The sequence below is a fragment of the Halomarina salina genome, from assembly GCF_023074835.1.
GTDB lineage: Archaea > Halobacteriota > Halobacteria > Halobacteriales > Haloarculaceae > Halomarina > Halomarina salina.
In genome coordinates, this window is sequence record NZ_JALLGW010000002.1 from 293,267 (window position 1) to 314,931 (window position 21,665).

At 67.8% G+C, this 21,665-nt stretch carries 24 protein-coding genes and 1 pseudogene; 7 read left to right on the forward strand and 18 right to left on the reverse strand.

Translation table 11 applies throughout. The features are described from left to right. Positions 1 to 27: 27 nt before the first annotated feature. Positions 28 to 450 carry a luciferase domain-containing protein gene (locus tag MX571_RS17265; RefSeq protein WP_247419042.1) on the reverse strand — a complete coding sequence of 141 codons (423 nt, stop codon included), beginning with the start codon at positions 448 to 450 and terminating at the stop codon, positions 28 to 30. Positions 451 to 542: 92 nt separating this feature from the next. Next, positions 543 to 911: a hypothetical protein gene (locus tag MX571_RS17270; protein WP_247419043.1), complete on the reverse strand. Its 369-nt coding sequence runs from the start codon at positions 909 to 911 to the stop codon at positions 543 to 545. A gap of 255 nt (positions 912 to 1,166) precedes the next feature. Between MX571_RS17270 and tnpA the strand changes: the two genes are divergently transcribed. After that, complete coding sequence (gene tnpA / locus MX571_RS17275; protein WP_247419044.1) at positions 1,167 to 1,571, forward strand: IS200/IS605-like element ISHmu6 family transposase; 405 nt, start codon at positions 1,167 to 1,169, stop codon at positions 1,569 to 1,571. A gap of 1 nt (position 1,572) precedes the next feature. Beyond that, positions 1,573 to 2,817: an RNA-guided endonuclease InsQ/TnpB family protein gene (locus MX571_RS17280; protein ID WP_247419045.1), complete on the forward strand. Its 1,245-nt coding sequence runs from the start codon at positions 1,573 to 1,575 to the stop codon at positions 2,815 to 2,817. Positions 2,818 to 2,911: 94 nt separating this feature from the next. Here MX571_RS17280 and MX571_RS17285 read toward each other — a convergent pair whose 3' ends face one another. Together MX571_RS17285 and MX571_RS17290 are read right to left on the reverse strand one after the other, a co-directional pair. Further along, positions 2,912 to 3,088, reverse strand: coding sequence for a 30S ribosomal protein S27e (locus tag MX571_RS17285; RefSeq protein WP_247419047.1), 177 nt, complete (start codon positions 3,086 to 3,088; stop codon positions 2,912 to 2,914). A gap of 2 nt (positions 3,089 to 3,090) precedes the next feature. Continuing rightward, entirely contained in the window at positions 3,091 to 3,375 is a 285-nt protein-coding gene (locus tag MX571_RS17290; protein ID WP_247419048.1) for a 50S ribosomal protein L44e, read from the reverse strand. A gap of 241 nt (positions 3,376 to 3,616) precedes the next feature. Between MX571_RS17290 and MX571_RS17295 the strand changes: the two genes are divergently transcribed. Further along, positions 3,617 to 3,883 carry an HAH_0734 family protein gene (locus MX571_RS17295; protein ID WP_247419049.1) on the forward strand — a complete coding sequence of 89 codons (267 nt, stop codon included), beginning with the start codon at positions 3,617 to 3,619 and terminating at the stop codon, positions 3,881 to 3,883. 95 nt (positions 3,884 to 3,978) lie between these two features. On the opposite strand, the gene MX571_RS17300 is transcribed toward MX571_RS17295, so the two are convergent. Next, a complete protein-coding gene (locus MX571_RS17300; protein WP_247419050.1) occupies positions 3,979 to 4,509 on the reverse strand; it encodes a type II toxin-antitoxin system RatA family toxin in 531 nt (176 codons plus the stop codon). 139 nt (positions 4,510 to 4,648) lie between these two features. On the opposite strand from MX571_RS17300, the gene MX571_RS17305 reads away from it, so the two are divergent. Next, entirely contained in the window at positions 4,649 to 5,425 is a 777-nt protein-coding gene (locus MX571_RS17305; protein ID WP_247419051.1) for an NAD(P)/FAD-dependent oxidoreductase, read from the forward strand. Between the two features lie 259 nt (positions 5,426 to 5,684). Next, positions 5,685 to 6,845: a bifunctional phosphopantothenoylcysteine decarboxylase/phosphopantothenate--cysteine ligase CoaBC gene (gene coaBC / locus MX571_RS17310; protein WP_247420218.1), complete on the forward strand. Its 1,161-nt coding sequence runs from the start codon at positions 5,685 to 5,687 to the stop codon at positions 6,843 to 6,845. A gap of 34 nt (positions 6,846 to 6,879) precedes the next feature. Here the strand turns inward: coaBC and mnhG are convergent, their stop codons facing one another. The 7 genes and pseudogenes from mnhG to mbhE all read right to left on the reverse strand — a co-directional run bounded on the left by mnhG (position 6,880) and on the right by mbhE (position 13,262). Beyond that, positions 6,880 to 7,299 carry a monovalent cation/H(+) antiporter subunit G gene (gene mnhG / locus MX571_RS17315; protein WP_282594681.1) on the reverse strand — a complete coding sequence of 140 codons (420 nt, stop codon included), beginning with the start codon at positions 7,297 to 7,299 and terminating at the stop codon, positions 6,880 to 6,882. Then, positions 7,296 to 7,589, reverse strand: coding sequence for an MrpF/PhaF family protein (locus MX571_RS17320; protein ID WP_247419052.1), 294 nt, complete (start codon positions 7,587 to 7,589; stop codon positions 7,296 to 7,298). Before MX571_RS17320 ends, mnhG begins: the two co-directional genes overlap by 4 nt. After that, positions 7,579 to 8,160: a Na+/H+ antiporter subunit E gene (locus tag MX571_RS17325; RefSeq protein WP_247419053.1), complete on the reverse strand. Its 582-nt coding sequence runs from the start codon at positions 8,158 to 8,160 to the stop codon at positions 7,579 to 7,581. Before MX571_RS17325 ends, MX571_RS17320 begins: the two co-directional genes overlap by 11 nt. After that, complete coding sequence (locus MX571_RS17330) at positions 8,157 to 9,740, reverse strand: complex I subunit 5 family protein (RefSeq protein ID WP_247419054.1); 1,584 nt, start codon at positions 9,738 to 9,740, stop codon at positions 8,157 to 8,159. Before MX571_RS17330 ends, MX571_RS17325 begins: the two co-directional genes overlap by 4 nt. A 152-nt stretch (positions 9,741 to 9,892) precedes the next feature. Continuing rightward, positions 9,893 to 10,204, reverse strand: a pseudogene (locus MX571_RS17335) (sodium:proton antiporter); the annotation flags it as partial. Between the two features lie 143 nt (positions 10,205 to 10,347). Next, positions 10,348 to 10,836, reverse strand: coding sequence for an MnhB domain-containing protein (locus MX571_RS17340; RefSeq protein ID WP_247419055.1), 489 nt, complete (start codon positions 10,834 to 10,836; stop codon positions 10,348 to 10,350). Next, positions 10,833 to 13,262 carry a hydrogen gas-evolving membrane-bound hydrogenase subunit E gene (gene mbhE / locus MX571_RS17345; RefSeq protein WP_247419056.1) on the reverse strand — a complete coding sequence of 810 codons (2,430 nt, stop codon included), beginning with the start codon at positions 13,260 to 13,262 and terminating at the stop codon, positions 10,833 to 10,835. The genes MX571_RS17340 and mbhE overlap by 4 nt, the downstream gene beginning before the upstream one ends. A gap of 528 nt (positions 13,263 to 13,790) precedes the next feature. Between mbhE and hpt the strand changes: the two genes are divergently transcribed. Together hpt and MX571_RS17355 are read left to right on the forward strand one after the other, a co-directional pair. Next, the gene (gene hpt / locus MX571_RS17350; protein WP_247419065.1) at positions 13,791 to 14,354 is read left to right on the forward strand and encodes a hypoxanthine/guanine phosphoribosyltransferase; all 564 of its coding nucleotides are present in this window, start codon (positions 13,791 to 13,793) and stop codon (positions 14,352 to 14,354) included. Positions 14,355 to 14,483: 129 nt separating this feature from the next. Next, complete coding sequence (locus MX571_RS17355) at positions 14,484 to 15,182, forward strand: type 1 glutamine amidotransferase domain-containing protein (protein ID WP_247419068.1); 699 nt, start codon at positions 14,484 to 14,486, stop codon at positions 15,180 to 15,182. A gap of 53 nt (positions 15,183 to 15,235) precedes the next feature. Here MX571_RS17355 and MX571_RS17360 read toward each other — a convergent pair whose 3' ends face one another. From MX571_RS17360 to MX571_RS17385, 6 genes are all read right to left on the reverse strand, one after another. Continuing rightward, positions 15,236 to 17,017 (reverse strand): ArnT family glycosyltransferase, encoded by a 1,782-nt coding sequence (locus tag MX571_RS17360; RefSeq protein ID WP_247419070.1) that lies wholly within the window; start codon positions 17,015 to 17,017, stop codon positions 15,236 to 15,238. Positions 17,018 to 17,092: 75 nt separating this feature from the next. Then, positions 17,093 to 18,637, reverse strand: coding sequence for an alkaline phosphatase family protein (locus tag MX571_RS17365; RefSeq protein ID WP_247419072.1), 1,545 nt, complete (start codon positions 18,635 to 18,637; stop codon positions 17,093 to 17,095). Between the two features lie 39 nt (positions 18,638 to 18,676). Next, the gene (locus tag MX571_RS17370; RefSeq protein ID WP_247419074.1) at positions 18,677 to 19,708 is read right to left on the reverse strand and encodes a lysylphosphatidylglycerol synthase transmembrane domain-containing protein; all 1,032 of its coding nucleotides are present in this window, start codon (positions 19,706 to 19,708) and stop codon (positions 18,677 to 18,679) included. A gap of 1 nt (position 19,709) precedes the next feature. After that, on the reverse strand, positions 19,710 to 20,621 hold the full coding sequence (locus tag MX571_RS17375) for a polysaccharide deacetylase family protein (protein WP_247419081.1): 912 nt from the start codon (positions 20,619 to 20,621) through the stop codon (positions 19,710 to 19,712). Further along, entirely contained in the window at positions 20,614 to 20,970 is a 357-nt protein-coding gene (locus tag MX571_RS17380) for a DUF2304 domain-containing protein (RefSeq protein WP_247419082.1), read from the reverse strand. The genes MX571_RS17375 and MX571_RS17380 overlap by 8 nt, the downstream gene beginning before the upstream one ends. Then, entirely contained in the window at positions 20,970 to 21,644 is a 675-nt protein-coding gene (locus MX571_RS17385; RefSeq protein ID WP_247419083.1) for a glycosyltransferase family 2 protein, read from the reverse strand. The genes MX571_RS17380 and MX571_RS17385 overlap by 1 nt, the downstream gene beginning before the upstream one ends. Positions 21,645 to 21,665: the final 21 nt, after the last annotated feature.

Below are 21,665 nucleotides of genomic sequence, written 5' to 3' on the forward strand. Positions count from 1 at the left end.
TGACACCCGAGATGCCCGGGCGATAGCTTACGCGGGCACCGGCCCGAACGCGTCCCGCAGGTCGTCGCTCGGGTCCAGTGCGTCGAGTTCCGCCGCGACATCCACCGCGTCGAGTGGACCGAGCGACTCGCCGCGCTTCGTCGCCCGGCGCTTCAGGCTGGCGACGTGGTGGAGGTACGCGATGCGCAGGAGACGCAGCGCGCCAGACTCGCTGCCGCCGTCGAGGTAGTAGCTCACCCACCCCGACTCGGGAAACAGGTGATGGGAGTCGGTCGCCCCTTCGGCGACGAGGACGTCTCGAACGCGCTTCGTGAGCGGCAGGTCGACCTGTCGCGTCCCGTGGTCGTGGCCGAACTCACGGCCGCCGACGGTGAACTCGCGGCCGCCGAACCGGTGGGGGGCGACGCTGACGCCGGGCCAACTACTGACTGTGGTGACGATGTCGGTCATGGGCAGGGTCGCTGACGAGGAGGGCCGTCAGTGAATAGGAGAGATAGGCGTTCTGCGAGCATCAACTGCGCGATCGCGACGGTGAGGCGGGGCTACTGGAGGTCGCTGTCGCCGACGAGCAGTCGATAGCTGGTGAGCGTGTCGCGCATCGTCGCGCCGCTTTCGGTTCCCTTGCGCTCCTCGCCGTAGGTCACCCACTGGGTCGTGCCGTCGTGGGGGGTGTAGCTGTACATCTCGAACGCCTCGTCGGTCTCCAGGACGATATCGACGACGGCGTCGTCGGGTGGGTCCGGGCCGAGGAGCGCCGTCCGCGTCGCCTCGTCCTGGTCCAGCACCCACACCGCGACGACGGCCGCGCGGTCGAACTGCAGGTCACGGGCTTCGCTCTCGGTCAGCGACCCCTCGGGCCAGTCCGACGCCGGTTCGGGCTCCATCCGTCCGTCGCCCACCTCGTTGCTCATGCCACGTCGGAGACGAGGGGGGACCTTAGCGGAATTGAGGTGCTAAGCCCCCTTCCTCAGCGAGCGCCGACCGAAGGGAAGGCGCGAGCAGGGAGGGGATACAGCGTCCACAAGAGCGAAGCTCTTGTGCGCGAACGAGACACGTCCCGTCTCGTCAACGCCGCACGGTTCTCGTACACTCTACGGTTGCAGGCCCACAGGCCGACGCTGTCGTAACGTTTTTGCAATAGGGTAGTATGGTATTGACCGAGCCCAATGGAGTACGACCTCGATTCGGGAGCGCACTCGATGTTTTCCCTGCACTACCACCTGATACTCACCACGAAGTATCGGCGCGGAGTGCTAACCGAGGAGCGAACCCAATTCATTCACGAGGTCATCAGCGGGTTCACGGACAACTACGGTGTCGAACTGACGAACCTCGACGGTGAGGACGACCACGTACACATTCTGTTCCGAGCGAAACCAACCACAGACCTCGTGAAGTTCATCAACACGGTCAAGGGCGCGACCGCCCGCCGTATCCGCAACAAGTACGCGGACGAACTGAAGACCGAACTGTGGGGCGACTCGTTCTGGAACGATTCGTACTGCCTCATCTCGACAGGGCAAGTGTCGCTGGATGTGCTGAAACAGTACGTCGAGGACCAACGCGAGTAGAATGTACTACGCCTACAAGTACCGTCTCAAGCCGTCCGACGCCCACCGAGAGGAGTTGGACCGCCATCGAGACATTTGTCGGCAACTGTACAATCACGCGCTCTACCGATTCGACCAAATCCCTGAGGACGCAGGCACGCTCAATCAGCGTGTTCGGTCCATCCGAGACGAACTCCCGTCCCTGAAAGAGTGGTGGGATGGCCTCTCGGGCGTGTATTCGACAGTTCTGCAAACAGCGGTCATGCGAATCGAGCAGAACGTCAAGTCTCTTGGTGGACTCAAAGAGGACGGCCACGGCGTCGGTCAACTCACGTGGAAGCCGCCACGGGAGTTTCGCAGTTTCACCTACAGTCAGTCTGGCTTCAAGCTCGACAAGAAAGGCGGTCAGACTGTCCTGTCACTCTCGAAACTCGCAGACATACCGATTCGGCTTCACCGCGCCATCCCTGACGACGCGAAGCTCAAGCAGGTCTCGGTCAAGAAGGAACCGACGGGCGAATGGTTCGCCACGTTCGGCGTCCAAATGGACCGCGAACCGCCCGAGCCGCCTGAGAACCCTGAGAAGTGCGTCGGCATCGACGTCGGGATACTCAAGTACGCCCACGACACCGACGGCACGGCAGTCGGATCGCTCGACCTCTCCGACGACCGCGAACGGTTGGAGCGCGAGCAACGGAAGCTCTCGCGGAAGCAACACGAGTCGAATAACTGGGAGAGACAACGGCGTCGAGTCGCGGAGTGTCACGCCGACCTCCGACGGAAGCGCCGCGACTTTCTCCATAAACTCTCGAACTACTACGCTCGGGAGTACGACCTCGTGGCGGTCGAAGACCTGAACGTGAAGGGGATGATGGAGTCGCCGTCGAACAGCCGCAACACGGCGTCTGCGGCATGGCGGACGTTCCTCTCGTTGCTCGAATACAAGTGCAAGCGAGAGGGGGCGCACTTCGTCGCGGTTAACCCGAGAGGGACGACCAAGGAGTGTGCGTCCTGTGGTGTCTCGACGGACAAGCCGTTGTGGGTCCGTGAACACTCCTGTCCCGCCTGCGGGTTTGAGGCGGACAGGGACGCGAACGCGGCGTGGAACATTCGTTCTCGCGGTCTCAAAGATGTAGGAGTGGGATACTCCGAATCAACGCCTGTGGAGACTGCGCTCCCTGTGGACACTGTTGTATCTGCAAAGCGCGTCATCGAAGCAGGAAGCCCGACCCTCACAGAGCGAACGGCGTCAGCCGTGAGCGAGTAGGGTAGGGTAGTTCACCGCTGGTCGCTTGCGAGGACCAGGTAGAATCGAGAGCGTCGTCACTCGGAGGCAGGTGAAACGCGAGAGAATCGGCAGTTCAGGCGCGGTTCTCGACGGTCTCGAGGACCTCGCCCTCGATGTCCGCGTTGCCGCCGGTGGGGCGAACGAGGACGTGACCGCAGACGGCACACGCGACCTCGGTGGAGGCCTTGCCGAAGACGACCTGTTCGTTCTCGCAGTCCGGGCAACGGACGGAGTGGAAGCTTCCCGCCATGGTTACTCCTGGAACTCCAGTCGGCCGGCGCGCCATCCCTCGCGGAGGTGGGCCTTGCCACAGTCGCTGCAGCGGTAGACGAGGTCGGTCTTCTTCGTCGGCTTGTCGCCACCGGGCACCTTCGAGAACTTCCCGGCGTTACCGATGCCGGAGCCCCGGCGTCGGCGCTGGCGGTCGTTGACCTTCTTCATCCCGGAGGAGCGGCCGTTCCGGACCTTCTCCACCTCGTGCTCGTGGTGAGCCTGGCAGTACGGGCAGTACGTGTTGAACCGGCGTGGCATCTGCATGGTTGGTTGGGAGACGATTCTTCCCGGTGGCTTAAAACCCGTTTGGTCTGCGTTCGGGCGGTCACACCGCCACGTCACCGATTCTCACGGGACGGGACCGGACCGTCCCGCCTGCCGACCGAGGGCCGTCGGACCCGGCCGTCGCAGAGAGGCCCGGCGGTGACAGCCAGGGCGTCACGCCTCCGAACTGGCAGTCCGAGAACTCGAAGCGCTTAACCGGCCATCGGGCGCAGTGGGGCACATGAAGAACCTCATCATCCACGGCGACCCCGGTATCCGGAAGGACGCCGTCATCGAGGTCGACGGCGAAGAACTCTACTGCTTCTCGGTCAAGCGCCAGGGCGACTGGCACGGCCCCGACGAGGTCCAGCTCTGGTGTACGGTCGGCACCGAAGACGAGATGCAGACCTACGAGACGCGCGAGTACATCCCGATGCACCTCGACACCGAGGCGGTCGACGCCGCGGCCGTCACCGTCAAGAAAGGGAAAGGCGACCTCGCGATCTGACGCTGGCAGTCCGCCAGGCGACGGGTCGAAGAGACGGCAGCGACATCCGTTCTCGTGTATCGGTCGGGAGAACGCTACGGGTCCGTCGGGAGCACTCAGACCGAGTCCGGTGAGTCGTGGATGACGAGGTCGACCGGTCGGTCCTCGCCCTCCAGGTCCCGGACGATTCGCCGGACGATGCGTTCGGCCTCCTCCTCGATCTTCGGTTTCACCTTGTCGATGACCCATCCGAGCGAGACGAACGCCGGGAGGTTGATGGCGCTCTTGTCCGCGGAGTCGGGGTTGAACTCGACGTAGATACTCACCCGGCAGGCGTCGTCTCTCCCCTCGGGGGCCTTCTCCGGGACGTGGTCGACTATCCACGCGCCGCGAGCGTCGATGTCCTTCACGATGGCCCAGTCGATGCGGTCGGGTGGCGACACGTCCGTCACCCGCGAGCGGGTGGTGTAGTCGAGTTTCCACCACGAGAACGTCATGTCGTACTCGGTTCCGGGGCCGCCGTCACCGGACTGACGGACGTCGGTGAGATGCTCGGAGTACTTCGCGTAGCCAGGGAAGTCCGTGAGGAAGTCGTACACCTCCTCGGGCGGCAGATAGACCAGCGTGCTGACCTTGACGGTGTCCACATCCGCGATTCTCCGGGTGCCGGTGTAAGTGTTCGCCCACCCCGCCAGGGGAGCGACCGACGACGAACCGACGGAACACCGACCAGACAGACCGGCGACGAACCGGACCGTTTGTTACCGGTCGCCCGACAGACAGCACATGACCGAGACGACCGACGCTCACGACGTACTCGTCGTCGGAGGCGGCATCGCTGGCCTCACGGCGGGCCTGTTCACCGCGCGCGCCGGCCTCGATACGCTGCTCGTACGGGCGGGCGAGTCAATCCTCCGGCGGAACGCTCACGTCGAGAACTTCCCCGGCTTCCCGGCGGGCGTCAACCCCAGGACGCTCCTCGACATGACCGAACGGCAGGCGCGAGACGCTGGCTGTGCGATTCGAGCGGGGACAGTCACGGACGTTCGAGCGTCCCCGGACGCTCCGCGGAGCAGCGAGGACCCAGATAGCCAGAAGCGATTCGAGGTCGCCACCGATGGCGAACGACTGCTAACAGAGTTCGTCGTCGTGGCGACGAAGAACGACGTCGCATTTCTGGAGTCACTCGACGTCGGCGTGGTCAAACGCGGGTCGAAGACGTACCTCGACTGCGAGGCGAGCGGTCGGACGGCCGTCGACGGCCTCTACGCGGCCGGTCGGGTCGCCGAGCGACCCCACCAGGCCGTCGTCGCGGCGGGCCACGGTGCGGAGACCGCCCTCTCGCTCCTCGACGACGCCGACACGCCGTTCTACCACGACTGGGTCGCCCCGGAGGGCTACTTCACGGGTCGCGGCCGCGAGGTGCCCCCCGGTTGTGAGGAGATCGACGACGCCGAGCGAGAACGCCGTGAACGCGCCTCGATGGAGACGATGCGCGAGTGGTTCTCCGAACCACACGCCGACGCCCCCACTCGACACCCGAGCCTCGTCGACGACGAGTAGCGACACCACCATCCTCCCCGTCCGTTCCGAGCGTTCAAATCGGAAGCCGCGCCCAGCGCGAGCTATGGCCTGAGAAGTCGCCGTGGACGGTCTCGCGGGGCATCGCGACCCCGACCCCGGAAGGGAGTCCGACTGCGCCGTCCACGGTCGAGGAGAATCGCCGTCGGCTGCTCGCGACGACGTGCGGTACTCGTCCCAGCAGAACGGAGCCACATCGCTGTCCGTTTTTACCCTTCGCCCGCGAACGTCCGGTATGACGATGCTGGACGGAGTGAACGTCGCCCTCGGGGTCTCCGGTTCCATCGCGGCGGTGAAGACCGTCGAACTGGCCCACGAGTTGCGACGGCAGGGTGCGTCGGTACGAGCGGTGATGACCGAGAGCGCGCGGGGAATCGTCCACCCGTGGTCACTCCAGTACGCGACCGACAACGACGTCGTGACCGAACTCACGGGACGCGTCGAGCACGTCGAGTTGTGCGGCCGTGACGGGTGGGCCGACGTCCTCCTCCTCGCGCCGGCCACCGCTAACACCGTCGGGAAGGTCGCCGCCGCCATCGACGACACGCCGGTCACGACCTGTGCGACGACGGCGCTCGGCGCGGGCGTCCCGGTCGTCGTCGCCCCGGCGATGCACGAACCGATGTACGACCACCCCGGCGTCACGGACGCCATCGACCGGGTCCGCGAGTGGGACGTGTCGTTCGTCGACCCGCGCATCGAGGAGGGGAAGGCGAAGATCGCCACCGAGGAGGCCATCGTTCTCACGACTGCCCGCGCGTGTGGCGACCGACCGCTCGCCGGACGGCACGTCGTCGTCACGAGCGGCGCGACCAGCGAGCGCATCGACCCGGTGCGGACGCTGTCGAACCGGGCGTCCGGTCGGACCGGCCGTGCGGTCGCGCGAGCGTGTTACGCCAGCGGCGCGGCCGTGACGCTCGTCCACGACGGTTCCGAGGTACCGTACGCGTCGGTCAGACAGGTCGAGAGCGCCGCCGAGATGACCGCCGCGGTCCTCGACGCCGTCGACGGTGGCGCGGACGCGCTGGTCTCCGCGGCCGCCATCTCCGACTACACCGTCGAACCGAGCGAGACGAAACTCCGCTCCGGTGAAGAGCGCACGCTCGACCTCGAACCGACGCCGAAGCTCATCGACACGGTCCGCGACGCCCATCCGGACCTGCCTATCGTCGGCTTCAAACTGGAGACCGGCGGCGACGACGACGACCTGGCGAGCGTCGCCCGCGGGACGCTGGAGCGCGCCGAACTGTCGTTCGTCGTCGCCAACGACGCGAGCGTGCTCGGAGCCGACGAGACCCGTGTCCTGTTCGTCCGCGCCGACTCCGCCACCGAGTACCGCGGTGACAAGGCGGGGCTGGGGCTGCGCGTCGCCGACGAACTCCAGAACGAACTCGGCGGGTAGAAGCGTCGTCGTGTCGAGAGCTCGCCGACCCCGGTCAGTCGTCGTCCGACTCCGGTTCGGCGTCGGCCGGTTCGTCCGGCCGCGTCTCGCCGCCGGGCCACGTCGCCCCGCCGGCGAACTCGACGCCCATCTTCTGCGCCGAGCGCGAGATGACGTGCGCGCCGGTCGGGGCCGTCAGGTACAGGAAGACGATACCGACGAGCGCCGTCAGTCCGACGCCGAGGACGCCGAAGTACGCGACGCAGGCGAGGAACATGCTCGCCGCGCCGAGCGTCGTCGCCTTCGACGTGGCGTGCATCCGGTTGTAGACGTCCGGTAGGCGGAGCAGGCCGACCGTCCCCACCAGCAGGAAGAACGCGCCGACGAGGACGAACAGGGCGACGAGTGTGGCCCTGACAGGACCGATAGCGAGCGGAACGATGCTTCCGGCCGTGGTGAAACTGGCGAGCGTCATTCGATGATGTCCCCCTCCGTCACGTACCGCGCGACGGCGACCGTGCTGATGAAGCCGATGATGGCGAGCACGAGGCTCACGTCGACGAACAGCGCCTCACCGGTGACGAGCGCGAACAGCAACGCGATGGCGACGACGTTCGTCCCGATGACGTCCAGCGCGACGACACGGTCAGGGGTCGTCGGCCCCCGGACGACGCGGTAGCCCGCGACGAGCGTCACCAGACTGCTGAGCAGGAGCCCGCCGAGAACGACCGCGCCGAGCAGCCCGGACGCGGGTTCACTGACCACTGACCTCACCTCCGCGGTCCGTCGGGGGGGCGTCGTCTGGCGAGCGTGCCTCGTCGAAGATGACGAGCGCCAGGTCCTCCCAGGCGCGTATCGGGTCGACGACCGACTCGTAGTTCGTCCGGCCGGTGATGGCGTGGACGTACAGCGTGTTCGTCGCCTCGTCGTAGTCCATCGTGAGCGTTCCGGGCGTGAGCGTGATTGAGTTGGCGATGGTGGTGATCGCGAGGTCGCTCTCCACGCGTAGCGGCACCGCCACGACACCGGGGTCGATGGGCATCGACGGAGAGAGGACGCGGTAGGCGACGTCGACGTTCGCCGTCAGTAGCTCCCGGACGAACAGCAGGACGTACGTTATCGCCGACGGGACGATGCGGACCGTCCGAGCGAGGTTCGTCTGGTCGGTGTAGATGTCGCGGGTCGCCCACGCGATGGGGAACCCGACGGCGACGCCGACGAGCAACGCGCCGACGAGCGCCTCCAGCATCTCGACTGGCGTCCCCGTCGCGTCGAAGCCGTTGACGAACAGCCACAGCACAGCGAGCAGGCCGCCGACGACTGGCCACTTCTTCATTGGCTACCTCCGAGGACGGCGTCGACGTACCCCTGTGTTTCGGTCGCGCTCTGTGCCGCGGCGTGGGAGAGGTCGTACAGCGGGCCGAAGCCGACACCCAGCACGACGATGGCGAGCGCGAGCGCGGCGACGACGGCCACGAACGACCGGTCGACGCGCGCGCCCGCCACCGCGTCGCTCGGCGGGCCCCAGAACCCCCGCGCCCACGCGAGCGTGAAGTACGCGATGGTGAGGATGGCACCGCCGAGGCCGACACCCAGCACGACCCACGACCCCGCCCGTGCGCCGACGTCGAACACGAGGAACTTCCCGAAGAAGCCCGACAGCGGCGGGATGCCGATGAGTGCGAGCGCTCCGACGAAGAAGGAGCCAGCGAGCGCCGGATGGCGCTCCGAGACCCCTCCGAGCGCGTCGAACCGGACCGTCCCGAGCGTGCGCGAGAGCGCGCCGCTGACGAGGAACAGGAGGCTCTTCGCCAGTCCGTGGTTGACCGAGTAGACGAGCGCGGCGGTGATGCCGAGCGTGACGATGCCTTCACGGGGTATCTCCGCACCAGCGCCGGGCACCGCCGACGCCGCGACGGCCAGCGGCAGGACGATGAATCCGACCTGACCGATGCTGGAGTACGCCAGCAGTCCGTCGAGGTCCTCGCGGCCGACCGCGCCGAACCCGCCGACGACGATGGAGCCGATCGCCATGAGGAGCATGACGGGCCCGAAGAACGCGAGGAACGTCGCGTTCTCGCCGAACAGACCCGGCGGGAGTGCGGCCACCGAGAAGACGGTGAAGTAGAGCCTGACGATGGCGTAGACGCCCACCTTCTTGACGACGCCAGCGAGCATCGCCGCGACGGGCGCGGGAGCGGCGCGGTAGGCGTCGGGCACCCAGAACTGGAACGGGACGATACCCGCTTTCAGCGCGAACACGGCGAACAGCATCGCCGAGATGCCGAGGACGGGGGTCGTGTCCCTGGCCGGGGCCGACGCGAGGTACTGGGCCATGTCCGCCATGTTGAGCGTCCCCGTCGTCGCGTAGAGGCCGCCGATGGCGAGCAGCATGACGGCGCTGCCGAGCAGATTGAGGAACGCGTAGTGGAGCGCCGAACGCGTCTCGTCGGGGCCGCTGTAGAAGACGACGAGCACGTAGCTCGACATCAGCATCACCTCGAACCAGACGAACAGGTTGAACACGTCGCCGGTGAGGAACGACCCCGTGATACCGACGAGCATCAGGTGGTAGAGCGGGTGGTACGACAGCCGCTGCCCGACGGCGGGGATGCCCCGCACCGAGAACACGAGCGCCGCCAGCGACACGACGGCGGCGAGGCTCAGCAGCAGGACCGAGAGGTCGTCGGCGACGAGCACGATGCCGAACGGCGCGTCCCAGTGCGACAGCTGGTAGACGAGGTAGCCGTCGGCGTCGGCCCGCACCGCCCGGACGAGGGCGGCGACGGCGACGAGGTACAGCGCGCCGCCGAAGACGCTCACCGCCTGCTGGACGCGTTTGGCCGAGCGCAACGGCAGCGTCGCGACGGCGGTGAACAGCGCGACCAACAGCGGCGCGATGACGAGGTCGGTCATCGGTCACCCCCCGAGGACCCGGCGGTCGGTCCGGTCCCCGGACCCGAGTCAGGGGTGCCGCCGTCCGCGGTGACAGCCTCCTCGTCGCCGGTGGCCTCCGGACCGTCCACGGACGAGTCGGTCATCGCCGAGACGCCCGACTCCGGCGGAACCTCCCCGAGTTCCGAGAGGTCGATGGTACCGTGCTCCTCGTAGACTCGATAGGTCAACACCAGCGCGAACGCGGTCGTCCCGAAGCCGATGACGATGGCCGTCAGGACGAGCGCCTGGACCAGCGGGTTCGCCACGGTCGCGGGGTCGGCCGACGCCCCGTGGGCGAGGATGGGGACGCTCCCCGAGATGCCGCCCATCGTGACGAGGTAGATGTTCGTCGCCTGGGTGATGATGGTGATCCCCCAGACGACCCGGACCACGTCCCGCCGGAGGACGAGGAACGTCCCGATGGCGAACAGCAGGCCGAGCACGAGCGCGAGGACGAACTGCGTCGGCGGCGCTCCCTCCGACCCCTGTAACGGGACGACGAGTCCGGGGAGCGTCGACGGCGTCGCGGCGGGAAGCGTCGCGGGCATCGACAGCGCTGGCTCGCCAGCGAGTGTCGTGAGCGGAGTCATTCGCCACCCACCACCGCGAGGATAGTCAGCAGCGCCCCCACGACGACGAAGTAGACGCCGAGGTCGAAGAACAGTGCCGTCGGCACCTCTATCTCGTGGTAGATGGGCACCTCGTAGACGAAGACGACCGCCTGGGTGAGGAACTCGTACTGTCCCTGTGCGAGTAGCTCACCGAGGACGATAGAGCCGACGCCGGCCGAGGCGGCCAGCGCGAGACCGTACGAGAACGTCCGGCCGTACTCGCCGACCGCACCGGCGAGGAACTCGTCGTCCTCGGTGTGGAGCAGTTCGCGCTGGAGGAACGCCCGACCGAAGACGATGTAGACCAGCGCGAACGCCGTCACGGTGAGGACGCCGGCGATGAACCCGCCGCCCGGCAGGTTGTGCCCCTGCAACAGGAGCGCGACGGCGGTCAGCAGGATGATGGGGACGACCACCCGGACGACGGTGCGGGCGATGACCGTCGTGTCCGTGTCCGTCGTCATACGTCCTCACCTCCGTTTCGCATGCCGACGAGCGTCAGCACGGCGAGCGCGGCCATCGCGACGACCGTTATCTCGCCCAGCGTGTCGAGCGCGCGGAAGTCGACGAGGATGACGTTGACGATGTTGCCCCCGCCGCCGGAGTCGATGAGTACCGGCCCGTGCTCTCCGGGGACCGGCGCGTTCTCGACGAAGTACGACGCGATGTTCTGCGACGGGACCGTGCTCGTCGTCAGGAGCACCGTCAGCGTCACCGTGACGCCGACGACGCCCGCGACGATAGCGTCGGGGACGGCCTCGCGCAGTTCCAGGTCGCCGTACCACGTCGGCAGTTTGTCGAGGACGAGCAGGAAGATGACGAGCACGAGCGTCTCGATGAGCAGTTGGGTCAGCGCGAGGTCCGGGGCCGAGGCCAGCACGTAGAAGATGGCGACCATGAACCCGAGGATGGAGAGCGTCAGCACCCCCGCGACGTGCGAGTCGGCGATGCCGACCGCTCCCGCCCCGAACAGCGCCACGATGAGGACGACGAACAGCGGAGCACCGCCGACGACGCCGAGCAGCGTCAGACTGTCGAGGCCGCTCGGCAGCGGGACCACGACGCCGGCGACCAGGTAGCCGGCGAGGGCGAGCGCGGACACCGCTAGCAGCGACGACGCGGCGTACGTCCGGAACATCCGGGTCTGGATGAACGCGGGGACGAGCGCGCTCGTCCGTTCGAGCGCCGCGAGCCCGCCGTCGTAGTACGCGTTCGGACTGGTGTACGGGAACGTCCGAGCACGAGCGAACGCGTCGTGGAAACGGTCGTAGAACGGGTAGAGCGCCGCACCCGTGAGGATGGTCACGAGCGACATCAGCGCGTACGGCGACGCCTCCGTCGGTATCGGCCACGGCACCGTGAACGAGTGGGCCTCGCCGGGTGCGACGGCGGCGTACGCGTCGCCCGCGATGACCTCGATGGCGAGGTTCGGCACGGCGCTGATGACCAGCACCGCGAGGCCGAGGACGGCGGCCGGAGCGAGCATCGCCAGCGGCGGCGAGTGGACCTCCCCGAGCGCTTCGGGCCGGTCGCCGTAGAACAGCGAGAGGAACTTGATGGAGTAGAGGAACGTGAAGATGCTCCCGAACACCGCGATTGCTGGCAGCAGGTACCAGAGTCCGCCGAAGTGCGCCGCGGTCTCCCACGACGCCTCGAACAGCAGTTCCTTCGAGAAGAAGCCGTTGAGCGGCGGGATACCGGCCATCGAGAGACAGGCGACGGTGGCGATGGCCGCCGTCACCGGTAGGTCTTCGCGCAGGCCGGAGAGGTCAGCGATGTTCCGGGTCCCGGCCTCGTGGGCGACGATGCCCGCGACGAGGAACAGCGCCGCCTTGAACGACGCGTGGTTGAGGATGTGGAACGCGCCCGCCTCGCCGCCGTAGCTGACGGCGAAGCCGAACCCGGCGACGATGAGGCCCAGGTGGGAGGCGGTCGAGTACGCGAGCAGTTCCTTGATGTCCGTCGCGCTCACCGCGAGCATCGCAGCGACGGTCATCGTCAGCAGGCCGAGGCCGACGAACAGCGGGAGCCACACCTCGGCGGTGTACACCGACTCGCCCTGTGGGACGAACAGCGGGCGGAACCGCCCGACGAGATAGACCCCAGCCTTGACCATCGTCGCGCTGTGGAGGAACGCGCTGACGGGCGTGGGTGCCTCCATCGCGTTGGGAAGCCAGATGTGGAACGGGACCTGGGCGGACTTCGCCGCCGCGCCGATACCGATGAGGACGACGACCGGGAGGAGCAGTCCCGCCTCGGTTAGCGTCCCCCGAACCGCGTCCGCGTTCGAGATGATGCCCTGGGAGGCGGCGGTGTCGAACAGCGCGTACGACCCGGCCGCGTCGTGGAGGAACAGGAAGCCGACGAGCATGAACAGGCCGCCGCTGACGGTGATGAGCATCGACTTGCGCGAGGCGTACAGCGACGATTTCTCGCGCTGGTAGTGACCGATGAGGACGAACGACGAGACGCTCGTCAGTTCCCAGAACACGAACAGCGCGACGAGGTCCGCCGCGAGCGCGACCCCGAGCATCGCGCCCATGAACACCAGCAGCGTGGTGTAGTACTTGGCCTGTCCCGGCTCGCCGTGCATGTAGCCACCCGAGTAGGTGAACACGAGGATGCCCACACCCGAGGCGAGCAGGGAGACGAGGAAGGCCAGACCGTCCAGATACAGCACGAGGTTGACGCCGAGTTGCGGTATCCACTCGACGCTCACCGTGCCGTGGGTGCCGTACTGACTGAGTACGAGGGCGAGACACGCCGTCGCGACTGCGGCCGCGAAGTAGGCGGTGCGCTCGCCGAGCACCCGGTAGACGAGGGGGGTCACCGCCGCGCCGACGAACGGGAGCGCCAGCACGGCGAGGAGAACCGCCGGTTCCGGTTGCACACGTAGTCAGCGGGACGACGCGCGCTTAATAGTTTTCAAATCCCCGCGGATAGTTCTTCGATTATCCAAACGTCTGCTTTATCGCGGTGGTGAACTGGCCATTCGGCCAACAGTTCGACTGATAGTGGTAGGATGTCCGGTTGCAACAGTGACCGGGGGGAGGCCCAACAGAACGAGACGACCGGCGAACGGCCCCGAGGCGACCGCGCTAATCACCGCCTAGCACCGTTCAACGTCGCGTTTAGCCCCTGCAACCGTCTGCCCGAAGGAGGGAAGCAGCGTATAACGAAGCCCCCCGACGTCGACTGACGAAGTGTGCTATCCGACACGAGAGCGAACACGGCGACGCTCGCCTACGCGATGCTGTTCGGCGTGACGGCGACCCTGCTGCTGGTCGGCGTCGTGGCGATGAGTCTCGCCTGAGCAGGGGCAGACCGGCGGCGATGGCCCCCGCATCACGGGGTGGGAGGCTACCGCACGGTCAGTGCGGACCACCGGGGTTATACCATCACGCCGAATACGGGCGACATGGACCTGCTCGCTCGGTCGCTGCGTGAGGCCCCTATCATCGAGAAGGGAGACTACCACTACTTCGTCCACCCCATCAGCGACGGCGTTCCGATGCTCGACCCGAAACTCCTCCGCGAGATAACCATCGGCATCATCAGGAAGGCGGAGCTGGAGGGCGTCGACAAGATCGTCACGCCCGCCGCGATGGGCATCCACATCTCGACGGCCGTCTCGCTGATGACCGACATCCCGCTCGTGGTCATCCGCAAGCGCCAGTACGGCCTCGACGGCGAGGTGAACCTCTCGCAGGTGACCGGCTACTCCGAGAACGAGATGTACATGAACGACGTCTACGAGGGCGACCGCGTCCTCCTGCTCGACGACGTGCTCTCGACGGGTGGCACGCTCCGGGCCATCACCGAGGCCCTCGGCGAGACGGGCGCGGACGTGGCGGACATCGTCGCCGTCATCAAGAAGGACGGCGGCTCGAACGAGATGGACGAGTACCCCGTCAAGACGCTCATCAACGTCGACGTCGTCGACGGCGAGGTCGTCATCACCGACGAACAGGGCGACGGGTAGCCCGACGAGCGAGTCGTCGACGGCGACCGGCCGGTCGTCACCGACGCTCACTGGTCGACGTTCCGAGAGGGAGCAACGCCGAGGGGGAGGCCCGCGTTTTTCTGCGGCGAGACCGAACGAGGAGTCGCTATGACGAACGCGCTGTTCGTGGTCAGCGAGGAGGGGTACTGGGCGGAGGAGTGTGTCGAACCGCTGACGACGCTCTCGGATGCGGGCGTCGACGTGACGGTGGCGACGCCGAGCGGGGACCCACCGGTCGTCGACGAGCGCTCGACGGACCCGGAGAACGTCGGCGAGGAGACCGCCGAACACGTACGGGACGTCATCGAGAGCGACGAGCGGCTGGACGACCCGGAGCCGCTGGCGACCGTCTCGGCCGACGGCTACGATTCGGTCGTCTTCCCCGGCGGGCACGGGACCGAGTGGGACGTCAACCAGGACAAGCACGCCCGAACGCTCCTGCGCGACGCGGTCGAGGGCGACGACGGGACGGCGCTGGTCGTCTGTCACGCGGTCGGCATCCTCGCGTTCACGCGTGACTCCGACGGGGACCTGCTGGTCGAGGGGCGACAGGTCACCGGCTTCCCGAACGACTGGGAGGAGGGCATCGTCGACGAGCACGACCGGATGCCCGACGGCCGGAAACTCCCCTACTGGGTCGAAGACGAGGTGAAGGCCGCAGGCGGAGAGTGGGACGCCGAACTGGACGCCGACGCGAGCGTGCGGACGGACGGCGACCTGATCACCGCACGCGGGCCGGGGTCGTCGTCGGCCGCCGCGGAGACGCTCGTCGAGGCGCTCGGACTCGACGTGCCGTCGCAGGCCTGAACCGCTCGCTCACCGAATCACCGTTTCTCGTGCAGAAGTAGGCTGCTCCCGGCTCAGAACGGCGCGCGTCTGTTCGGGTCACAGGACGCGCCCTGGTTCCGTTCGAGGATGAGCGTGTACTGGTTCGGTTCGAGTTCCTGCTCGTCCGCGTACTGGTCGGTGTGCGGGACGATACCGTACGGGACGAGGTCGAGGAGGTTCCCCGGACGTGCCCGCTCCGGGACGAAGTTCGGCGGCCGTGGACCGAACTCCGCGACGATGTGGTAGTCGCCGCCCTCGCTGACCAGTTCCCGCACGTACCGCTTCTGGACGTCGCCGTTGCGGTAGTACGTGCCGTCTTTCAGGTACAGCAGGTCGCGGTAGCCCAGTTCGATGAACCGGGGACACGCGACCGTCTCGCTCTCGGCCGTCCAGCGGTGCTTGACGTCCATCCAGTGGGGCGTCGCGGTGTCCTGGAGGTGGACGCGGTACAGCTCGACGGTGTCGTTCCGGTCGGCGTTCGCGTCGAACCAGTCGACCGCCTCGTCTCGCGGCATGCTCGCGTAGCCGATGTCGCCCGTGACGGCGTACGTCCCGCTGGTGAGGAGGAGGAAGACGGTGAGCGCGGTGCCCACGCGTGGTGTCTCACGCAGTAGCCGGTTGAGCATGAGCGCGACGAGCACCATCAACAGCGGGAACGTCGGCAGCAGGTGGTGGACCCGGAAGTCGTGCCACTGGGAGAACAGCAGGACGTACGTCCCGAGTGCTAGCAGCACGAGTGCGACGGCGCTCGACTCCTCCGGTTCGTCCCACACCTGGTAGACGCCAGCGACGACGCCGGCGACCGCCCCGCCGAACAGCGGGAGGCTCAGGCCGCTGAAGTAGCCCCGCAGGAACCACCACCAGATGGGCGCAGTGGGACCGGTCGCCCAGTTGGCCCGCGACGCCGACCCCTCGAAGAAGCGCTCGAAGAACGGGTCGAACCCCGCGGCCAGCACCGTCGGGAACCCGAGCACGATGGTGCCGAAGCCGAACAGCGCACCGGCGACGACCATCCGGGGGCGGAACAGCGCCGACCGCCAGTCGTCGGCCTCCCGCGCCCGGAGGAGGAAGGCGGCGACGATGACGGCGATGACGGGTGCGGCGGTGAGTTTGAACGCGATGGCCACGCCACCGGCGACGCTCGCGCCGTAGAACCGCCAGTCCGTCCCATCCCGGACGTAGCCCAGCAGGAGGTAGAGCGCGAGCAGGACGAAGAACAGCGCCGGCATGTCCTCGCCGCCTTCGTGGGCGATGGTGAGGAAGCCCCACGAGAACGTCAGCAGGACGGCCGCGAGGCGGCCCGCCGCCCGGTCGCGGATGGTCGTCGCGATGCGGTAGGTGAGGTAGACGCAGCCGACCGCGAACAGGACGTTGAACAGGCGAACCAGCGAGATGACGACCATCCAGACCCACTCGGGCGTCGCGTGCCAGGCCTCGTACGTGCCGAACGTCCCGTTCGGGTAGACGAACGCGTCGAAGATGTCGAGTTGGCCGGTGACGGCCGCGATACCGACGACCGGCAGGACCGCCAGCCCGAAGAGGTAGAACGTCGCACCGAACGGGACGCGCCCCCACTCGATACCGGCCTGCAGCGACGCGATGCTCGGGTCCGAGAGGGTGACGCCGACCGCGACCATCGGGTCGAGGATACGGTCCATCTCGTCGCGCGTGGCGAAGTTCGGCGCGAGGTGCCAGAACCAGAACGCGCCGAGGACGAACGCGAGCAGGAGGAGGTACTTCAGGTACGGGTCCTCGTCGAGGTCCGAGCGGACCCGCTGTCGAATCCGGGTCAGCGGGGCGGAGAGTCGCCGCATGTAGCTACTCACTCAGCCAACCGCGGCAAAAGTCTCGTGATTCGGCGTCGGCGGTGTCGGGGACCGGCGGCCGCATCACTCCATGTACCCGAGCTGTTTCAGCCGGTCGGCCACCTCGTCGCCGTCGCCGACCCGCTCGCGCTGCTGGAACCGGATGGGGTCGCGCTCGGCCCAGTCCGGCTCCTCGTCGAAGATGGGCAGGACGCTGCCGCGCATGTCGGTCGGCACGTCGCTGCCCATCCCGGCGAGGATGGTCGGCGCGATGTCGAGGATAGAGATGTCGTTGAGCTGGCCGACCGAGTCGACGTTCGGCCCCTCGGCGGCGAAGATGCCGTGGGGCGTGTTCTCGGCGGCCCAGCGGTCGGGGGCGGTCGTGACGTTCCCGCCGCCGACGCCGTCGTTGACGTGGACGCCGGGGCGCATGTCGACGACCACCTCCGGCCCGTCGTCGACGAACGGCCCGTGGTACACCTCGTCACCCGCGTAGACGGCCGTGAACAGCGGTCCCTCGGCGTCGCTCACCTCGCGCAGGTCCGCGATGAGCTCCTTCCGGACCGCCTCCACGTCGAAGCGCGGGTTGATGTAGATCGGACCCTGCCCGCTGGCGACGGCCTTCGTCCGGTCGAGGTCGATAGCTTCGAGCTTCCGGCCGCGCTTCAGCCCCGCCTGCTGGGGGACGAGTTGCTGGAGCGACTCGGGAACGACGCGGGCGAGCGTGTCGACGATGCCCGCGCGCTTGGCGACGGCGAGGGCGTTCTCGCGGGTCAGCCCGAGCGGTTTGAGGTAGTCCTCGACGGTCCGCGTGCGCTCCTGGTAGCCGTTCTCGGCGAGCCACTCGTTGACGTAGAACTCCGTCGTCGTGGGGGCCGCGCCGTGGTCGGACATCAGGACGAGCGTCGTGTCCTCCAGGTCGCGGAGTTCGCCCAGTCGCTCGTCGACGAGTTGCCACGCGCGGTAGACGGGTTCGTCGTCCCAGAAGAAGTGGTGCAGGACGTTGAGGTAGAACAGCGTGACGTGCATGAAGTCGAGTTCGTCGCGCTCGAAGAGGTCCAGCGCCACGTCGAACCGGGAGTCCATCACGTCGAGGATGGCGTCGACCTCCGCCCCGCGCTCCTCGTTCGAGGAGAGCAGCGGGTCGGGGTGGACCTCGTAGTCGAACTCGCGCTGGAGGTACGCGGCGAGGTCCGCGGGCGAGGTGTAGCCCGAGTCGATTGAGCGGTACTCCCCGGAGACGGCGTCGGGACCGCCACAGACGACGGGGCCGTCGATGTCGCGTGGCGGGTACATCGTCGGCATGTTGACGACGCCGGTCGTCATGCCGCCGTCGTTGAGGTAGTCCCACAGCTCCACGGTCTGGAAGTCGCCGCCGTTGGCGACCGTTATCTCCTCTGCCTCCAGGTCGACGTGCTCGAACCAGAAGACGCCGAAGCCGCCGGGGTCCTTCCCGGAGGAGTAGCACTTCCAGTTCGGGAACGTCACCGGCGGGAGGCAGCTCCGGTGGGCCGCCCACGCGCCGGACTCTCGGAGGGCGGCGAGGTTCGGGAGGTCACCTGCGTCGAGCCACGGGTCGAGCAGTCGCCAGCTCGCCCCGTCGAGGCCGACGACGAACGTCCGCGTCATGTGTCGTCCAACCCGAGGTCGGCGGATATACTTTCCCTTCTACTCGGCGACGAGTCCCGAGAGGTCGAGCCGGAGCGACGGGTACCAGCCCGCGAGCGCCGGCAGGTAGACGCTCACGAACCGGTCGATGAACACCACCGGGACGATGGTCTCGGCGGGGACGCCGAGGGCGACGAACACCGCCGTCGCCGTCGCCTCCGTGACGCCGATGCCGCCCGGCGTCAGCGGGAGCAGCGTGACGCTGTACGCGGTGAGCAGGTAGAACGGCAACAGGAGCGCCGGCTCGAACCCGGTCCCGAGCCCGTCGAGCAGGAGCCAGACGCGCAGGCCGGGCGCGGCGACCATCGCCGCGAGCCAGCCGACAGTGTACAGACCGACGCTCCGCGGGTCGGTCGTCAGCGTCCGGAACGAGTCGGCCGACGACGCGGCGAAGTCGGGGAGCGACCGGACGAGTCCGGCGAGTCGCCCGCCGACGCGCGGCACGCGCCCGAGCAGTCGGGCGAAGCCCTCCACGAACCGGTCGGCCAGCGTCAGGTTCGCCCCGAGGAGCAACACGGCCGCCCCCGCGACGAAGTACAGCAGGGTCGACAGCGCGAGCAGGAGCAGCAGCCCCGGCGAGAACTGTCCGACGCCGAGGACGACCCCGAGCGTGGCGACCAGCCCGTAGAGGGCGGCGTACAGTCCCGTGTGGACGCCAGCGACGGCGACGCTGTCCCCGCCGGCCATCCCGGTCTCGCTGCGGACGACGACGGGTGCGGCCGCCCGCCCCGACAGCCGCGAGGGGAGGATCTGGTTGACGAAGTTCACGACGAGGTCCGTGCTGGCAGCGGCGCGGAACGTCGCGCTATCGAGGCGGTTCATCAGGACGTGCCACGTGTAGAACCGTCCGAGGAGGCCGACGACGGTGACGACCAGTAGTGCCGCGACGGACGCGGGTGGCACGTCGCCGAGGACCGCCGCGACGCGGTCGAACTCGACCTGGTCCAGCAGCCACGCGACTGCCAGCAGGCCGATGCCGTAGCGGAGGACGAACCCCAGTACGCGGCGGGCGCGAGAGGACGAATCGGCCACGCTACTCCGCCCCGCCCGCGCCGGGAGCGGGTGCGTCGAGCGGTGGCGTCCCCGCCGCGTCGGCGACGACCGACCGCGCGGTGACGAACTCGAACGGTTCGGCCAGGATGCGCTCGACGGCCCGGCGCATCCACGCGCCGGTGCGGACGTACACCCGCTTCGGGACGCCCTCGACGTCGGGCAGGTCCGCGAGTTCCCACGGGTGGACGTAGAGCACGGGCGTGATGCCCCGTCGCGCGAGCATGTGCATCCCGGCGATGGTGTAGCGCACGCCGAAGAACCGGAGCCACGTCCCCGTCAGGGGGAGGCGCAGGCCGGGCATCACCGCGATTGGCAGTTCGGCGAGCGTGTCGGGCGCGTCTGCCTGCACGTCCACCGCGGAGCAGGGTCGAACCGCGTCGTCCTCGCCGCCGTACCAGCCCGGAATCTTGCGGCAGGCGGCGACGCTGGAGTCGTAGCGGTAGCCCGCGTCGGCGAGGGCCGCGAGCGTCCCTTCGGGTACGTCGAACGCGGGCGCGCGGAACCCCTCGACCGTCGCGCCGGTGACCGACTCCAGTACGTCTCGGGAGTGGACGAGTTCCTCCCGACGTTCGTCGGGGTCCAGGTCCGACAGCAGCCGGTGGCTGTGGGTGTGGGAGGCTATCTCGTGGCCCGCGTCCGCGATGGCGCGGACCTCGTCGGGGTGGTCCTCGGCGACCGACGAGACGGTGAAGAACGTCGCCTCGGCGTCGTGGTCCGCGAGCGTCTCGCGGAGGAACTGGCCCATCTCCAGGCCAGCGGTCGCCTCGTCTGCGGGGGCGGTGCCCCCGGCGCTCCGGTACGCCGGCGTCTGCGAGAACAGTTCGAAGTCGACCGAGAGGACGGCCGTGGGGGTCCCGTCGTCGTCCACCGTCGTCGCCCGGTCGCTAGTCATCTCGTTGCTCTTCGAGGTCGTTCTTCAGCAGGCTCAACTCCTCGTTGAGGCGGGACTGCTGGTCGTACAGTTTCCCGATACGGTTGAACAGGTAGGTGACCACGACGAACAGCACGAGGTTCGAGATGACGAGAATCGCGCGGGCCTGCCACTCCAGACCGAGGAGGGTGGCGATACCCTGGAACGCGTTGGGGACGAGCGCCACGAACACCAGACCGAGGCCGACGATGGCCGAGAGGACGAACAGCGCGATGTCCTCGCGGCCCCGGCGGACGATGTAGTAGCCGTTGAACAGCAGGCCGAGACCGACGACGAACGTCATCAGGTTGACGAGGGTGTACTCTGCCATTATCGGAAGATGAGGACGCGGAGGATGACGTCGGCCATCCGGGCCGGGTAGAGGACGAACGTGTCGAACGTGAACTGCGAGTCGCCCTCGTCGCGGACGGGCATCTTCACCGACACCTCGGTGATGCGGTGGCCCGACCGCGCCGCGTCGAGCGTCTGTTCGACCGCCCAGTGCCTGTCGGAGTGGTGGAGGATGGTCTCCAGCTTCGAGACGCGGTACACCCGGAACCCGCTGGTCACGTCGGTGATGTCGATACCGCCCAGCCGGTTCACGACCGCCGTGAAGAACCGGATGCCGGTGTTTCTGACCTGCGAGTACTCCTCGTGGCTGTCGTTGAGATATCGGCTGGCGATGACCATGTCGTGGTCCTCGGCCTCCTCGAGGAGGGTCGGGATGTACGCGGGGTCGTGTTGGCCGTCGGCGTCGATCTGGACGACGAAGTCGTAGTCGTTGCGGATGGCGTAGCGGTAACCCGTCCGGACCGCCCCGCCGACGCCGGTGTTGATGACGTGTTCGACCACGCTCGCGCCGTGGCCGCGCGCGACGCGAGCGGTGTCGTCGCTCGACCCGTCGTCGACGACGACCACGTGGTCGACGTGGGCCATCGCGCCGTCGACGACCGACCCGATGGTGGCGGCCTCGTTGTACGCGGGGATGACAGCGACGGTACGCACGACTCTCAGAACGGCCTCGCC

Coding starts and splice junctions, on each gene's coding strand:
- MX571_RS17265 (WP_247419042.1), bottom strand. CDS start 450: ATGACCGACATCGTCACCACAGTCAGTAGTTGGCCCGGCGTCAGCGTC.
- MX571_RS17270 (WP_247419043.1), bottom strand. CDS start 911: ATGAGCAACGAGGTGGGCGACGGACGGATGGAGCCCGAACCGGCGTCG.
- tnpA (WP_247419044.1), top strand. CDS start 1,167: ATGGAGTACGACCTCGATTCGGGAGCGCACTCGATGTTTTCCCTGCAC.
- MX571_RS17280 (WP_247419045.1), top strand. CDS start 1,573: ATGTACTACGCCTACAAGTACCGTCTCAAGCCGTCCGACGCCCACCGA.
- MX571_RS17285 (WP_247419047.1), bottom strand. CDS start 3,088: ATGGCGGGAAGCTTCCACTCCGTCCGTTGCCCGGACTGCGAGAACGAA.
- MX571_RS17290 (WP_247419048.1), bottom strand. CDS start 3,375: ATGCAGATGCCACGCCGGTTCAACACGTACTGCCCGTACTGCCAGGCT.
- MX571_RS17295 (WP_247419049.1), top strand. CDS start 3,617: ATGAAGAACCTCATCATCCACGGCGACCCCGGTATCCGGAAGGACGCC.
- MX571_RS17305 (WP_247419051.1), top strand. CDS start 4,649: ATGACCGAGACGACCGACGCTCACGACGTACTCGTCGTCGGAGGCGGC.
- coaBC (WP_247420218.1), top strand. CDS start 5,685: ATGCTGGACGGAGTGAACGTCGCCCTCGGGGTCTCCGGTTCCATCGCG.
- mnhG (WP_282594681.1), bottom strand. CDS start 7,299: ATGACGCTCGCCAGTTTCACCACGGCCGGAAGCATCGTTCCGCTCGCT.
- MX571_RS17325 (WP_247419053.1), bottom strand. CDS start 8,160: ATGAAGAAGTGGCCAGTCGTCGGCGGCCTGCTCGCTGTGCTGTGGCTG.
- MX571_RS17330 (WP_247419054.1), bottom strand. CDS start 9,740: ATGACCGACCTCGTCATCGCGCCGCTGTTGGTCGCGCTGTTCACCGCC.
- MX571_RS17340 (WP_247419055.1), bottom strand. CDS start 10,836: ATGACGACGGACACGGACACGACGGTCATCGCCCGCACCGTCGTCCGG.
- hpt (WP_247419065.1), top strand. CDS start 13,791: ATGGACCTGCTCGCTCGGTCGCTGCGTGAGGCCCCTATCATCGAGAAG.
- MX571_RS17355 (WP_247419068.1), top strand. CDS start 14,484: ATGACGAACGCGCTGTTCGTGGTCAGCGAGGAGGGGTACTGGGCGGAG.
- MX571_RS17360 (WP_247419070.1), bottom strand. CDS start 17,017: ATGCGGCGACTCTCCGCCCCGCTGACCCGGATTCGACAGCGGGTCCGC.
- MX571_RS17365 (WP_247419072.1), bottom strand. CDS start 18,637: ATGACGCGGACGTTCGTCGTCGGCCTCGACGGGGCGAGCTGGCGACTG.
- MX571_RS17375 (WP_247419081.1), bottom strand. CDS start 20,621: ATGACTAGCGACCGGGCGACGACGGTGGACGACGACGGGACCCCCACG.
- MX571_RS17380 (WP_247419082.1), bottom strand. CDS start 20,970: ATGGCAGAGTACACCCTCGTCAACCTGATGACGTTCGTCGTCGGTCTC.